This window comes from Halodesulfovibrio sp. (assembly GCF_015482765.1).
Lineage (GTDB): Bacteria > Desulfobacterota > Desulfovibrionia > Desulfovibrionales > Desulfovibrionaceae > Halodesulfovibrio.
On the sequence record NZ_JADMLB010000017.1, the window covers coordinates 67,518 to 82,964 of the forward strand.

12 protein-coding genes are annotated in these 15,447 nt (G+C 45.8%); 7 read left to right on the forward strand and 5 right to left on the reverse strand.

Translation table 11 applies throughout. The annotated features are described in order from the left end of the window. Window positions 1-61 precede the first annotated feature (61 nt). Together QZY95_RS02860 and QZY95_RS02865 are read right to left on the reverse strand one after the other, a co-directional pair. Window positions 62-2,695, reverse strand: a complete 2,634-nt coding sequence (locus QZY95_RS02860; RefSeq protein WP_290919128.1) for a cytochrome ubiquinol oxidase subunit I — start codon at window positions 2,693-2,695, stop codon at window positions 62-64. Window position 2,696: 1 nt separating this feature from the next. Then, the gene (locus QZY95_RS02865) at window positions 2,697-3,758 is read right to left on the reverse strand and encodes a hypothetical protein (RefSeq protein WP_290919131.1); all 1,062 of its coding nucleotides are present in this window, start codon (window positions 3,756-3,758) and stop codon (window positions 2,697-2,699) included. 439 nt (window positions 3,759-4,197) lie between these two features. Between QZY95_RS02865 and QZY95_RS02870 the strand changes: the two genes are divergently transcribed. Both QZY95_RS02870 and eno read left to right on the forward strand, forming a co-directional pair. Beyond that, window positions 4,198-4,986, forward strand: coding sequence for a type III pantothenate kinase (locus QZY95_RS02870; protein WP_290919133.1), 789 nt, complete (start codon window positions 4,198-4,200; stop codon window positions 4,984-4,986). Between the two features lie 79 nt (window positions 4,987-5,065). Beyond that, the gene (gene eno / locus QZY95_RS02875) at window positions 5,066-6,355 is read left to right on the forward strand and encodes a phosphopyruvate hydratase (protein WP_290919135.1); all 1,290 of its coding nucleotides are present in this window, start codon (window positions 5,066-5,068) and stop codon (window positions 6,353-6,355) included. 79 nt (window positions 6,356-6,434) lie between these two features. Here the strand turns inward: eno and QZY95_RS02880 are convergent, their stop codons facing one another. Beyond that, window positions 6,435-7,202 (reverse strand): exodeoxyribonuclease III, encoded by a 768-nt coding sequence (locus tag QZY95_RS02880; RefSeq protein ID WP_290919137.1) that lies wholly within the window; start codon window positions 7,200-7,202, stop codon window positions 6,435-6,437. 242 nt (window positions 7,203-7,444) lie between these two features. On the opposite strand from QZY95_RS02880, the gene QZY95_RS02885 reads away from it, so the two are divergent. The 3 genes from QZY95_RS02885 to QZY95_RS02895 all read left to right on the forward strand — a co-directional run bounded on the left by QZY95_RS02885 (window position 7,445) and on the right by QZY95_RS02895 (window position 9,747). Further along, a complete protein-coding gene (locus tag QZY95_RS02885; RefSeq protein WP_290919139.1) occupies window positions 7,445-8,512 on the forward strand; it encodes an aminopeptidase P family protein in 1,068 nt (355 codons plus the stop codon). Between the two features lie 231 nt (window positions 8,513-8,743). After that, entirely contained in the window at window positions 8,744-9,376 is a 633-nt protein-coding gene (locus tag QZY95_RS02890; RefSeq protein WP_290919141.1) for a tetratricopeptide repeat protein, read from the forward strand. A gap of 8 nt (window positions 9,377-9,384) precedes the next feature. After that, a complete protein-coding gene (locus QZY95_RS02895) occupies window positions 9,385-9,747 on the forward strand; it encodes an STAS/SEC14 domain-containing protein (protein ID WP_290919143.1) in 363 nt (120 codons plus the stop codon). 68 nt (window positions 9,748-9,815) lie between these two features. On the opposite strand, the gene QZY95_RS02900 is transcribed toward QZY95_RS02895, so the two are convergent. Continuing rightward, window positions 9,816-11,030, reverse strand: a complete 1,215-nt coding sequence (locus tag QZY95_RS02900) for an L-serine ammonia-lyase (RefSeq protein ID WP_290919146.1) — start codon at window positions 11,028-11,030, stop codon at window positions 9,816-9,818. Window positions 11,031-11,521: 491 nt separating this feature from the next. Here QZY95_RS02900 and QZY95_RS02905 point away from each other — a divergent pair, with 491 nt between their 5' ends. Next, window positions 11,522-12,760 carry an OmpP1/FadL family transporter gene (locus QZY95_RS02905; protein ID WP_290919148.1) on the forward strand — a complete coding sequence of 413 codons (1,239 nt, stop codon included), beginning with the start codon at window positions 11,522-11,524 and terminating at the stop codon, window positions 12,758-12,760. An 82-nt stretch (window positions 12,761-12,842) separates the two neighbouring features. Here the strand turns inward: QZY95_RS02905 and asnS are convergent, their stop codons facing one another. Further along, window positions 12,843-14,228, reverse strand: a complete 1,386-nt coding sequence (gene asnS / locus QZY95_RS02910) for an asparagine--tRNA ligase (RefSeq protein ID WP_290919150.1) — start codon at window positions 14,226-14,228, stop codon at window positions 12,843-12,845. 409 nt (window positions 14,229-14,637) lie between these two features. On the opposite strand from asnS, the gene QZY95_RS02915 reads away from it, so the two are divergent. Continuing rightward, window positions 14,638-15,420, forward strand: coding sequence for a thioredoxin domain-containing protein (locus QZY95_RS02915; RefSeq protein WP_290919151.1), 783 nt, complete (start codon window positions 14,638-14,640; stop codon window positions 15,418-15,420). The last annotated feature ends 27 nt before the right edge of the window (window positions 15,421-15,447 follow it).

The following is a 15,447-nucleotide window of genomic DNA, read 5'->3' on the forward strand; positions in this document are numbered from 1 at the left end:
TACTGGCGACTGATAGGAAAAAAGAAACGCTGACCTGATACTTCAGGTCAGCGTTTTTTTGTTATTTCTCTATGATAGGGTGGTGAGCTGATTCGTATACGCTCATCTCCATTGTGTGGCAGACACAGCCGCCATCAGATCCCAGAGGGGCAGCGAATTTTTGATATTGCATCGGAGCAATGTTGTTTCGTGTTTCGCCGTAGTCATTTTCCGCAGGGTACAAGGCGTGCGCAGTGCCATGACATGCCTGACACATAACAGCTTCAAGGTCATCTTTTCTATTCTTGAAAAGTTCTTGTTTGCTTTCTGTCCACTGGTTTGCAGCAGAAGCGTCACTATCCGGTGTCTCAAAGAAGGTATGGCATGCGCCGCAGTCCGGCTGATTTACCCATGCTTCACGCGGTGCCACCTCATCGAGCGTTGCAGACACTCGTGGAATAAGGTTTTTCATCAAAAGTTTTGCTCGTGGTTTGCCTTTTTCATCTTCTGCTTTCAATAAACCAAGGGCATGGTCTTCGATGGTGCCGTGGCAGTTTGTGCAGGTGATGTCACGATCAACATGCAAGCCTCGCATGGCTTGTGTGTCAGTATCGTGTCCTGCCGGATGGCAGCTTTCACATGTAATGTCGTCGCGTCCTGCCAGATAGTTTGCATGCCAACCATGAACGGCAGCAGAGAAATTGAGTATCTGTTTTTTGCCAGCATCACCTGTTCGCGGTGATTCATGGCAAGACTGACAGCGTGGCGGTGTGCCTTTTTCTGCTTTTTCAGCAAGGCTGGTTCCGTTGATTTTGTCATGTGCAGCCAAGATATTATCTGCTGTCTTGTCAGAAATACCGGCAGTGCCAGCAACTCTCCATTCGCCATCATGACAGTTACGGCAACCCCATTCTGTTGAAACAGGAACAGCAACTTTTGTTGTGGCGAGAAGCTTGCCGTCAGCTGTACGGGCTTCGACAGTCACCAACGGATAAGGATTTACCGAACCATCATTTGAATACGGGAAAACAGGTAGTGAACATGCCTCAAAGAAGCCGTTTTCATCATCAAGTTTGAACGTACCTATCAGGTTTGTGTCGCAAGTTCCTGTGTCTACAGGCAGATTTTTACCTGTAAGTTGTTTTGCGTATTTCCAAAAATCGACGTGCTCAGAAGGTGTGGAGAATGCTTTGTCGATTTTATACGTCAGCGTTACGTCCTCTGTGATGATTTCGGGAACATCATCGCGCAGGAACAGTTGTGCACGAATTGTTGAGCCGGGGAGCTGCATGGTGAACTTTGCGTAGTTATCAGAAATTGTGTTCATACCTTCTGTTGCCCATGCCAGAAGAACGTATTCTGCTTCTTCAGGATCAAAGGATGGCAGAACAACATTTTCTTCTTTCGGCTGCTTGGCCGGTGCCGCTTCGAGTGGTTTATTCATTACATGCGCGAGGTAGGCTGAAACAGCCTTACGTTCTTCATCATTACCAAGGAACGGCGGCATGAATTCACGTAATTTCCCCTGTCCGTTGAATTGAGCCATTAAGCCTTCACGGGTAAGGCCTGCCGCTTCTCGTTCTGCCGCAAGCATCGGGCCGTTGATGCTGTGACAGCTCATACATTGGACTCTGTAGAGCTCTTCACCGGCGGTGAGAAGATTGTTATCTGTAATTTCTTTGGTTTTTATCCACTTAGCATAGGCAAGCATGCCGTTTTCGCGGATAGCTTCAGTCTGTTCAACAAGAATAGAGTTCGACCACATGTATCCGTGAATGATGTATGGGCGTCGACCTGCTTCTCGAATCCATTCAAATGTACCGATTTGTCCTATTCCTATAACAAGAAGAACTGCCAGAAGCGCAGGACGAACCACTTGAGGAGTGAAATAGGCAAATGCCAGAACACCTGCCAACAGTAAGGCTGAAAGCGGTAGGAATATTTTTACAAGCTGCGGGGTCTGCGCTGACTTTGTCAGGATCATCGTAAATTGCGCTTCAGGCAATGCGTAGATGTACCAGATAGAGCTGAGAACGAGCAGCCCGAACGGTAACGCTACGAATTGCACTGCATAGCGGATCATTTGTTCACGAGTTTTCTTATCTTCAATACGGTAAGCAGTTACCAGAGCAAAAAGGCCGGCAAGCATAAGACAGATTGCGAAACGTAAAAACAGCGATGGCCAGAAAGTAGGGTTCCAGAAGCCGTCCCAGAAGGACTGAGTCTGAAGCCAATTTCCCGGTGTGAGCATCATTGTGATGATGCCGTTGATAACGAAGAGGGAAAGAAACGCAAACAGCGCGTAGAACCAGCCGACGATTTGATGATCGCGGCGGGACATTTTGCCGAACCGGTAATGGTAGATAAGAAGAGCTACAATTTCACAGAGGAAGAAGACCCATTCTGTTGCCCACCCAAAACCGAAACGGTGAACCAGAACAGATGTAGCCGCCGGGGAAAGCAGGCCAATGGTGAACCATATGCCTACACCGGTCATTCCGCCTGCCACCATAGTAAGCAGAAGGAAAAATTTGGTGTGCCGTTTTACGTAGTCAACAATTAGCGGATTGTTTTCCGCGTACCCTTTTCTTTCAGTGAGAACGAGAAAGAAGCCGCCGCCAACTGCAAAGTGAGCAATGAAAACATGGAAGATTGCCATACAGGCAATGAGTAAACCGCCGGAAAAAGAAGGGAGCCACCATACTGGATATTCCATGTTACGCCTCCTTGTTGCTGCGCATTGCAAGTTTGATCATGTACGCAATGGCAACAAGTCCCAGTGCAAGAGAAACGATAAACATGATGAATGGTGAGTATTCTGCCTGAACAGGAAGCGCTGCAATGCCTCCGAACGGGTCAAGCATGGCTTTACGGAGCAGTGCCCTGATTCCAGACATTATGAGGACTGTAAACACCAGTGTTATAATGGTTCCGTACAGATTGCGGCTAGCAGCCTGAAAGAGAAGCATCGCAACAAAGGTTAACGCAATAAGCAGTGTGCCTGTGTAAAATTCGGAGCCGCCGGAGAACAGTGTGCGTACGTGTTCCGGTATGGCAAAAAACAAGGTTACGCCGATGAGGATTTGTACAAGGGAACTGAAGAGGAAGATATTTAAACCAAGTTGTTCCTCTTTTTTTGCAGTTTCCGGATCATCTTTGGCAAGGCTGTGTCGTGCAATAAGAGCAAGCACCAGCCCACCCACGGCGACAGAAGCAACAACTACATGAAGATAGCGGAGCCATACGGTCTGGTCTCCAAAATTCAATAATGTTCCGCCGGGGGAAGAGAAGTACTCTGACCAGACGTCCGGCCTGAGCATCAGCGTCATGTTGTTTGAAAGAATTAGGCCAATACACAACATGGCTGCACTGCTTGCGAATATTGCTAACGGAAATTTGGCATGTGTTCCGTATCTACCTGCGAAGATATAGAGCGCGTAGTATGCAATGATTGCAAGAAAAACTACACTTAACCAGTACACTGCCATCAAAATGGAACTTGTGTACAGGTATTGTCCATAGAGCATTTGAATAAACAGCAAAGGAGCAACCCCGAAGTTTACCGCAAGGGCAAAAATAGACGGCAGAACCTTGGCCATTTTTTTTATGAGAATGCTTTTTCTGTTCACAATGCTGCGTACGGAGCACACGAGTGATCCTCCGAGGACAGCATTAACGAGAAGAATGTGCAAAGCGAAAGTCAGTATTAAAAGTGCTTCCAACCAACCGGCTGCAACCGGAATCGCATCTGGAGCAGGAATAAGAGCAGCAGCTTGCATTAAATCTCCTTAGAAAAATGCGCTACAGGAACATTGTAAACTGTTTCATGCAGCTTTATTTGTTTTTTCTCTTTTTTGTTCTCTTGTTTTATTCTATCAAAGAGGGTACGTGCCGCTACAGCACGAGTCGTTGGCGCAGTAGTGTGCAGGGCAAAGCCGTTTATAATCATATATGCGGTGGACTGAAACCCGCACAGCACTCTTGCTACCGAAACAACGCATTTCTTTTTATTTTGAATGCGTATTTCGAACGATTTCTAATAATATGTAGATACCGCACTGTATACTACTATGTATTGTCTGTATTCGGATGAAATCCAGATACAGAATGCCGGTAGTGAGCATGTTATACCTACTTAAAGTTCCTGATGATTTGTTGTTATAATATGTACAAATCGTAGAGTGCATGCTCAGGTGTTGAGATTCAACCAGAGGAAATATGGCTAACACAGTTTTATTATTCGATATTGGGAATACTAATATTAAAATTGGTATTACACAAAGAGAAGATCTCGCCACAACATATGTCTTGCCCACAGACCCGCACCAGACCTCGGATTCTATTGGGTTCCGCATAGGAGACATTCTCTCGCATATGTCTATTTCCCCTGATGACGTCAGGGCATGTATCGGCAGCTCTGTTGTGCCGGATATGAACCCTATCATCCGCAAAGCAGTAAAGCGCTATCTTAACCAGCGACTGCTTCTCGCTCCCGAAGACATTCCTATTCCTTTGGAGAATCGTTACACCCGACCGGAACAGGTTGGCGCTGACCGTCTTGTGGGTGCATATGCAGCTCGCAAGCTGTGTCCTGAAGCCCGCTCCATCGTTTCTGTAGATTTCGGCACCGCAACAACCTTTGACTGTGTACAAGACAACGCCTACCTTGGCGGACTGATTTGTCCGGGGGTTAAGTCTGCGGCGTCTGCACTTGCCAGTAATACTGCTAAACTTCCTCAAATCAGTCTGGAAGTACATAGTGATATGCCGGTTTTCGGGCGCAGCACATCAACCAGTATTAATCACGGGTTTATTTTCGGTTTTGCTTCCATGACAGAAGGGCTGTGCAAACGCCTCTCAAGCACCCTTGAAGGGCCTATGGAAGTTGTTGCAACCGGCGGTTTTGCAAAAGATATTGCCCGCGTGGCATCTTGTTTTGATCATGTCCGTTCAGATCTTCTCATGGAAGGTCTGCGGTTATTATATTTGGAAAGTGGCATTCGGTAACACGCCGTAGCTACTGTGGTTTTTGTACCCTTTTGTTAGAAAAGAACGGCCAACCGGTCGGACTACAAGGAGTTATAGAATGAGTACTATTGTTTCTGTATGGGCAAGAGAGATTTTGGATTCCCGTGGCAATCCAACCGTTGAAGTTGAAGTTTCCCTGGAATCCGGTCACTCCGGCCGTGCTGCTGTTCCATCCGGCGCATCCACCGGTACCCGTGAAGCACTCGAACTGCGTGACGGCGATAAAAACCGTTACCTCGGTAAAGGTGTTGAGACTGCTGTTAACAACGTTATGGGCGAAATTGCCGAAGGCATTATCGGTCTTGACGCTACTCGTCAGGTTAACATCGATAACATTCTTATCGAACTCGACGGCACTGAAAACAAAGAGCGTCTCGGCGCTAACGCAATGCTGGGTGTTTCCCTCGCTGTTGCACGTGCAGCTGCAAGCTTCCTTGGCCAGCCTCTGTACCAGTACCTTGGCGGCATCAACGCTAAAGTGCTTCCAGTTCCAATGATGAACATCATCAACGGTGGCGAGCATGCTCCGAACAACCTTGATATTCAGGAATTCATGATCATGCCTATCGGTGCTCCTACATTTGCAGAAGCACTCCGCATGGGCGCAGAAGTTTTCCATGCTCTGAAAAAACTGCTTTCCAACGACGGTCACGTTACTTCCGTTGGTGATGAAGGCGGCTTTGCTCCAAACCTGAACAGCCATGCTGAAGCATTCGATTACATCATGAAAGCTATTGAAGCTGCCGGCTACGTTCCAGGCAAAGAGATTGCTCTTGCTATCGACGCAGCAGCTTCTGAGTTCTACAAAGACGGCAAGTACGTTCTTTCCGGCGAAAACAAAACTCTTTCTTCTGAAGAAATGGTTGCTTGGCTTGCTGAATTTACTGAAAAATACCCGCTTATCTCCATCGAAGACGGTCTTGCTGAGCAGGATTGGGACGGCTGGAAACTCCTTACCGAGAAACTTCCTACCACCCAGATCGTTGGTGACGACATCTTTGTAACCAACCCTGAAATCCTTGCTGAAGGTATCGAAGAAGGTTGCGGTAACTCCATTCTGATCAAACTGAACCAGATTGGTACTCTTACCGAAACTCTTGATACCATCGAAATGGCTAAAGGTGCTGCATACTCAACTGTTATCTCCCACCGCTCAGGTGAAACAGAAGATAGCTTTATTGCAGACCTCGCAGTGGCAGTTAACTCCGGTCAGATCAAAACCGGTTCTCTCTCCCGCTCCGACCGTCTTGCAAAATACAACCAGCTCCTTCGCATTGAAGAAGACCTCGATGATGATGGTATCTTCTTCGGTCCATTCATGGCAGCTCACTTTGGTCTCAGCGACTAAGCTTCCTTTTGGACAGTCTATAAATAAAGCCGGAGCGCAATTGCGCTTCGGCTTTTTTGTTACGTAGTTCTAAATGGTATTAAATATCGAGCTCAAGCCAGACAGGACAGTGGTCTGAGCCGAACTGTGAGTCTTCAATCCATGCATCTTTGATGGAATCTTTTAATTCTTCGGAGACAAAGAAGTAGTCAATACGCCATCCAGTATTGTTTTTACGGGCATTAAAGCGGTAAGACCACCATGAATATTTGTCTTTAGCGTCTGGATTAACATGGCGGAAGGTGTCAACGTAACCTGCTTCAACCAGCTTATCGAGCCATGCTCTTTCGATTGGAAGAAAACCCGAAGTGCCTTCGTTAGGTTTTGGGCGTGCAAGATCTACGGGCTTGTGAGCCGTGTTGAAGTCGCCGCAGACCACGATAGGTTTCGATTTTCTAAGCTCTTCTGCGTGCTCGAGGAAGGCATCGTAAAATCCGAGCTTGTATTCCAGTCGCTCTTCACCGGCCTGTCCGTTTGGAAAGTAAATATTGAAGTAATGGAATGCTTCAAATTCCAGATGAATGACACGCCCTTCACCTTGGTATTCACTGTTAGGCAAATCATAGCTTACGCTGAGTGGTTTGAGCTTAGAGAAGACAGCGGTTCCTGAGTAGCCTTTTTTTACGGTAGAACCAAGCCAGTAGCTGTAAATCCCTTCGGGATGTCTATCTTCTTCAGCAATCTGTTCCGGCATCGCCTTTGTTTCCTGAATGCCGATTACATCTGCTTCATTTTCTTCAAACCATTGCCATTCGGGCTTTTTACGTACGGCGCGAAAGCCGTTTACATTCCAAGAAGTCAGTTTCATAGTGATATTCCTCGAGCTGGTGAATTTGCTCATCGAACGTAACGTAGAGGGTTTTTGCCGTCAATTAGGAATTGTTCCTAATTTGATTTCATTGCCTGTTGTGACAGGCAGGTATATGCTGTCAGTTTAACCGACACATAAAACAGAAGTTCCAGAATGGTTTGGTTTTATAGACATAATTGGTTTCTGAAATGGTCTGTTTTTCCTGTATACAATGCTTCTATGAAGGAAATGGGTAGAGTATGATTCAAGTATGCGAAGCAAGGCGCGAAAAACTTCGCGCACTGATGGATGAAAAAGGGATTGATGCCCTTTTTATCAGTCATGAGGCAAACCGTTACTATTTATCCGGCTTTGAATTACATGATGGGCAGAAAAACGAATATGCCGGCTATCTGCTTATTACCAAGGACGGGAAAGACTGGTTGTTTACTGATTCCCGTTACTGGGATGCAGCAAAGCGATTGTGGGAAGAATCTCGAATTTTTATTTACCGAGCAAGTGCCGCTGCATCTATTAATGAGCATATCAAGCAGCTTGGATATAAGCGTGTGGGCTTTGAAGCCCGTACGATTCCATACGCGTTCCACAAAGTTTTCGCAGATGGACTTACCTGCGTGGAAGGTGACGGCCTTGTTGAACAATTGAGAATGATTAAAGATGCACATGAAATAGCGTGCCTTAAAAAAGCATGTGCATTGAACCATAAACTTATGCAGTGGGTTCCGTCTGTTTGTCGTCCGGGACGGACAGAACGTGCTGTAGCTTGGGATATTGAAAAATTCTTTCGTGACAACGGTGCCAGCGAATTAGCCTTTGCCTCTATCGTAGCTGTAGGCAAAAATGCAGCGCTTCCTCATGCTATTCCGGGCGATACTGTTATTACAGAAGAATGTCCTGTTCTCATCGATGTGGGCTGTCGTTTAGACGATTATTGTTCTGACCAGACCAGAACTATTTGGGTCGGCTCAAATCCTACAGATGAGTTTAAACGTACCATGGAATTTGTGCGGACTGCACAGGACGCTTCTATTGCTGCAATGGGACCCGGTATACCTGCTAAAGAAGCGCATGCTGTGGCTGCGAATGTCTTTGCAGATGCAGGTGTGGCAGAGTATTTCACGCATTCACTTGGGCATGGTGTGGGGCTTGAAACCCACGAAGCTCCTTCCGTAAATTCCCGTTCTGATGCTGTGTTACAGCCGGGCATGGTTGTTACTGCTGAGCCTGGATTGTATTATCCGGAATGGGGTGGAATTCGCTGGGAACATATGGTTCTTATTACTGAAGACGGAGCAGAGCGAATGTAATGAAAAGTATGGTACGTATGCGTATCATATTGTTTCTATGAGTTTTCTAGACTTTATAAGACCCGTAATGCGTTTTTTGCATTGCGGGTCATTTTTTTAGCCCCATACTCCCTTGAATCCGTTCAGTTATCCCAACCATCATCCTGTTTATCAACGAACGGTGTATGGCAGAGTGCTACAATGGTGCGTACTCAGAATAGGTACGTGTTCATGGCCATGGGAGGGCTAGGTATGACTAAGATAGTACAATGTTTCGCACTGGTCGCTTGTCTGTTTTTGCTTGGTGCAGCGAATGTCTCAGCCGATTATACGCAGCAGGATTGTGATAAATTCTATTTTTCAGCGCAGTATGATGAAGCTTATCAATGTATTGAATCAATGGCCTCAGAAGGTGATCCGCAGTCGCAGTTCAATTTGGCTGTCCTGTATCATTTGGGACAGGGCGTAGAAAAAGACACGTCGAAAACCATCTACTGGCTCACGCGTGCCGCAGAGAACGGTCACCCGAATGCTCAATTCGGTATTGGTGCAGCGTATGAAGCCGGATTTGGTGTTGATAAAGATTTGGTCGCCGCTGCTAAGTGGTACAGCATGGCTGCTAATCAAGGCCATGCTGCAGCGCAGACAAATTTAGGCGTAATGTACGGTAATGGTGAGGGTGTTGAGCAGAATTCAATTGAAGCCCTGAAATGGTTTAGACTTGCAGCGTTCAGTGGAAGCAGCAAGGCAAAGCGGAACGCAGAGGTTCTTGCTCAGCATATGACAGATGAAGATATTTTAGAGGCCGATGCTATGGCGGCAGCATGGGAGCCTGTTGCGTCTGGAAATGTTTCTCCGTTATCTAATCCTTCCGTACATAAGTAGAGGATAGTATGCTTAAACTAATAGAAGGCTTTGATGATGCAACTCTTGCTGTGGAATCAGAAGGCAGGATTACGCATAAAGATTATGAAGAGGTTATTATTCCACGTGTAAAAGAAATTTTGCAGACCCATGACAAGGTGAATTGCTTTATGCATTTTACAGAGGGCACAGAGTACTCTGCTGGTGCAATGGCAACTGATGCCGTTTTTGGTTTGCGACATCTTTTTTCATGGAATAAAGTTGCAATCGTAACAGATCTTAGCTGGGTTCATAAGGCCGCGGGATATTTTTTACCGCTGATGCCGTTTAAGGCTAAAGTTTTTGTCAACGAAGAATACGAACTTGCCAAGAGTTGGTTGGAAGGTGTGTAGCCTGAGTAATGTTTTGGCAGGTATGAAGAAAGGAAAGGCTGTTCCGGTGGTTGCGGAACAGCCTTTTTTTATTGTTTTCGGCAGCGTCCTGCGTATGCCTTGGCGAGTCCCCCTGTGGAAGTCTCACGATACAGGCTTGGCAGATCGTGTCCTGTCTGCTTCATAACGTGCACAACCTCATCAAAGGTAATGTGGTGTGTGCCGTCAGAAAGAATAGCCATTTGTGCACATGAAAGTGCACGTGTTGCTGCACATGCGTTACGTTCGATGCAAGGAATCTGCACCAGTCCGTCAACGGGATCACAGGTTAGCCCGAGGTGGTGCTCGAGTCCCATTTCCGCAGCGTATTCAATTTGTCTTAGTGTTCCGCCCAGTAGTTCAGCAGCAGCCCCTGCCGCCATAGCACATGCGGAACCTACTTCGCCCTGACAACCCACCTCTGCTCCGGAAATTGAGCCATTAAATTTAATGACATTACCGAATAAGCCTGCGGTTGCCAGTGCACGCAGAATGTCACGACGAGTCAGTTGCTGCTGTTCTTGAAGGTAGTATAATACTGCCGGAACAACGCCGCTTGCACCGCACGTCGGTGAGGTGACGATAATGCCGCCCCCTGCGTTTTCTTCTGATACAGCAAGTGCATACGCTGTAATAAGCCCTGTTTGCTGCATTTCTTCAGAGGCACTCCGGCATCTCCGTAAGAAGCGCCATGCCTGTCTGCTGAGCCCGATAGAACCCGGTAAAACACCTTGGTTTTCAAGCCCTCTTTTTACTGCTGTTTCCATTGTTTCCCAGACAGTATCCAGAAAATCAAAAATAGTTTCCCCTTCGCATTCCACTACATATTCCCAGTACGTGATGCCTTTTTGCGAACAGTACTCCATAATTTCTTTCACTGTCGTGATTGGGTAAACAGCCTCGCTTTCTTTTTCTTCTTGCCCAAGTTCGCGGATTGCTCCACCACCCACACTGAAAAAGGTACGAGAACCTAACAGCTCTCCTTGTTCATCAAACGCTTCAAATGTCATAGCGTTTGGATGCTCCGGCAAACATTTTTCAGGATGCCATTTAATTGTTGTGTATTCCTTGCCAAGTACTTCCAGTACTGCCTGGTCTGTAAGGTGCCCTTTGCCTGTAGCAGCAAGGCTTTCATACAGATGTACCACATACCGGTGGGCATGTGTGTACTGCTGTAAAAACAGCTCTGCTGCCCGCTTTGGGCCCATAGTATGACTGGAAGAAGGTCCGACACCAATTCTGTACAATTCACGAATGGATTTCATAACAGCTCATCTCCATCTCAAATGAAGAATTGTCTGCCGCTCGACCCCAACATTGCGGTTTAAACAATTTTTTACATTTGGAAGAAAACAATTTTTTGTGTTCAGCACCAGTGTTTAGCACACAATCAAAATCTCGGCTGATAAGCAAGCTTTTCCGAAACGTTTTTTTTATCTTGCTAGAATCGCTGAACACTGTTCACTTTTTTATGAAAAGTAAGCACATCGAAAGTCAATAGTATTGCTATTTTTTATAAACTAAAAACTCTCAATAAGGGGGATGTGAGTAACACTCTGACGAGTGTATGCAGCTGTCGTTAACAGTGTTTACTGATTGCTAATATCCTGATTTTTCTTGCAAATAACCGTTCTAACGATTAGGAGAGTGCTACTTCAATTTGATAATAACGACTGAATTGAACGAGGGACACACGATTTTGTAAGGTAGCCAAGGGGAATGGTTGCTGCATCCTTAACTCACATTAGGAGAGAATGTGACTCGTCGTGTAATCCAACTTATTGTTATCTGTTCTATGGTGTTAGCTGCTGTTTCAGTTCAGGCAGCTGGTTTTGGGATTTATGAGTACAGTGCCCGTGCTAACGCATTGGGTAACTCTGTGATGGCTGGTAAAGCAGACCCTTCTTCTATAGCTGTTAACCCTGCACAGCTGACACAGCTCGAAGGTACACAGATTGCTATCGGTGCAACCGGAATTTACCCGCAGGCGACTGTAGAGATAGATTCTCCAGCATCTGATGCCGGCTCGTATGATGGTGAAAGCAGTCTTTGGACTATGCCGCACTTGTATGTGACACACGCATTAAACGAACAAATTTCTTTTGGTGTCGGTGTATATTCTCGCTTCGGTCTTGGTACAGAGTTTAAAAGTTCTTGGCCTGGTGCGTCTGATGTATACAAAGTGGGCATCAAAACCGTCTCCATCAACCCGATTGTCGGGTACAATGTAACGAAGAATTTTTCTATTGCTATCGGCCCTGAAATTATGTGGTTCGATTTTGACCTTAAGAAAAAGACTGGCCACCGAAGATATCCGGGATACCTTGATACTGAAATGGGTGGCGATAGCTGGGGAGCAGGCTTCTCTCTTGGCGCTCGTTACCAGTGGAACGATTGGCTTTCTTTTGGTGCGAGCTACCGTTCTGAGGTAACTCAGAAGGTTGAGGGTGATATAAAAATGAAATTTGCTGGAGCATCTATCCTTGATAGCGATGCTTCCGGTAAAATCACTCTTCCTCAGCAGATCGGTTTTGGTATTAATGTTAAGCCAATGGATAAATTGAGCATTGAAGTTGGTGCAACTTGGATTGGCTGGAGTAGCTATAAAGAGCTTAAGGTTGATTACAATTCTCGATATTCTCCATTTTTGAAGCATAGTAATTACAACGATACTTGGCGCTTTAATATCGGTGCTGAATACAACCTTACAGAGAACTGGGATTTGCGTGCAAGCTATGTGTACGATGAATCTCCGCTTAACAGCGACAGTTTAAGCTACATGGTTCCTGCGAATGATCGTCAGATCATTGGTGTCGGTGTAGGCTGGCACAATGCAAATTGGTCTGTAGATGCGAGTTACAACTACTTGTTTATCTCAGATCGTTCTGGTCACGTAGAAGTTACTGACGCTAACGGTATTCCATACACTCAGGACTGTGAGTTTAAAGACGGCGATGCTCATCTCGTAGGTATCACTGTCGGCTACAAATTTTAGTAGTTAGGATATAAGCAAGTAAAAAGGGCTGTCCGTATTGGACAGCCCTTTTTTATATCTTTTAGGCAGCGTCGTATTGAATCTAAAATTCAATGTGCTGAGGGGTACGTGGGAACGGAATAACGTCACGAATGTTTGAAATACCGGTCACAAGCATAAGAAGGCGTTCAAAGCCCATTCCGAATCCGGCATGAGGAACTGAGCCGAAGCGGCGAAGGTCTGTGTACCACCAGTAGTCTTCAGGGTTCTGACCCATTTCATTAATGCGTTCAAGAAGAACGTCCATACGTTCTTCACGCTGAGAGCCGCCGATCAGTTCACCGATGCGTGGAACGAGAACGTCCATCGCCGCTACAGTTTTGCCGTCATCGTTCATTCGCATGTAGAATGCTTTAATATCTTTAGGGTAGTCATATACGATAACAGGCTTTTTGAAATGTTCTTCAGCAAGGTAACGTTCGTGTTCTGTCTGAAGGTCAATGCCCCATTCAACAGGGAATTCCCATTTCTTTTTTGCAGCAGAAAGCAGTTCAACAGCTTCTGTGTAGCTTACACGTGCAAATGGTTCGTTGATGATGTTCTCAAGACGTCCCATGAGTTCTTTATCAACAAATTTTGCAAAAAGTTCGATGTCATCAGCGCAATTATCAAGAATGTGCTTAACAACGTATTTGGTCATCTCTTCAGCGAGATCCATGTTGTCTTCATTGTCGGCAAAAGCAACTTCTGGTTCGATCATCCAGAATTCAGCAGCGTGACGTGGAGTGTTGGAGTTTTCCGCGCGGAATGTTGGGCCGAAGGTGTAAACTTTGCCAAGCCCCATTGCGAGGAGTTCTGCTTCGAGCTGGCCGGATACAGTTAAGTTGGCTTCACGACCGAAAAAGTCATTATCAAATACGGAGCCTTCTTTTGGTGCTTCAACGCCTGTCGCAGGCAGTGTGGAAACACGGAACATTTCACCAGCACCTTCGCAGTCTGAACCGGTCAGGATTGGTGTGTGAACATTAAAGAACCCTTTGTCACGATAGAAATTGTGAATAGCGAAGGATGCTTCAGAACGAATTCTGAATGTTGCGCCGTATTTGTTGGTGCGGGGACGAAGGTGAGCAATCTGGCGAAGGAATTCGTCAGAATGACGCTTTTTCTGGAGCGGGAAATCATCTGCATCAGCAGTGCCGAGTAATTTAAGTTCTGTAGCGCGAACTTCCCATTTCTGACCTTTACCCGGAGAAGGGACAAGTTCACCAAGCACTTCGACAGCAGCGCCGGTGGTTACATCTTTAATGATCTCATAGGTCGGTACAGATTCGTCGACAATGGCTTGCAGGTTTTTAAGGCAAGAGCCGTCGTTCATTTCAAGAAATGAAAAGCCCTTGGCGTCACGTCTGGTTCGTACCCAGCCGCAAATTTTAATTTCTTTAGTAGCCTCTTCTGCCTGCAATGCATCAACAATGGGGGTTCTACGCATTCCCTGTCTCCTTACAGTCGTGTAGCGGTATACAATGCCGTAGTCGGCACTGTTATTTACTTGGTATTGAAGCTCTATAACTGACTTGCAAGTCCACTGCAATTTGATATTACTTGCTATTATGAAGATGGGTTTATGTCTGACTGTTTGAAATAATGATAAAAAGCTGCGTTACGTCTTTTGTTGAAAAAAACAATGCAACTCAATGGCGTTGAGTTGGAAATAACCTTATGTACTGTATATTTCAGCAGCAATTTGGAAAGAAAGAGCTTGCTTACTTGCAACTGCTTAAGGCAAACAGTACAAAAAATGTTGGTATGAAATGCATAATTATTTTCATACGGACTCGCCTGTCACGACGATTCTTTTTATGCACCCTAACCTTCTGAAAGACCGGTCCGGAGGACGCATGGTTCAAAGAATTTTTATGGCAGTGTTTGCACTGCTGCTCCTTATTCCGCAGAATGTTTCTGCTGCTAGTACCCCTGAATTGAAAGCTCAAGTAGAATCAATACTGCGAGAGAATCCGGACATTTTACTCAGCATTATTCGTGAACACAGCGAACAGGTGCTCATTGCGTTGCGTGAAGGTAATTCCAAAGCTAAAATTGCTGCGATGAAAGCACAGTGGAAGCAGGATGTTGCTGTTTCTAAAACTGTTGCTCTCAAGGATCGTGCGATTAGAGGAAGTGAGGATGCTCCTGTAACTATTGTGGCATTTTCTGACTTCACTTGTCCTTACTGCGAGCGAGCAGCATTTACGTTGAACAGCCTTATGTCCCATTACGGCAAGACAGTGCGGTTTATTTTTAAGAACTACCCGTTAGCCTCACATGAGAATGCACGCTTAGCGTCACAGTACTTTGTTGCCGCAAACAATTTTGATTCTGAGAAGGCATGGAAGCTGTATGACGAGTTCTTTGCCAACAGAGAGGCATTGATCGCTCAGGGCGAACCATTTATGCAGAAGCTTGCCAAAAAAGTCGGGCTCGATCCTGAAAAATTGGCAAAAGAAGCCCGTGCAGAGTCTGTAAATGCCATTATTGATGAAGATATGGCGGATGCAAAAGCTCTTGAACTTGAAGGCACCCCGTATTTTCTCGTGAACAATATTCTTATTCGCGGTGCATTGCCTTTGGATTTGTATTCTGAAGCCGTTGAAATTGCGCTTGATTACGAGAACAATAAGTAAACATTGTTTATACCTTTTAGTACGGCT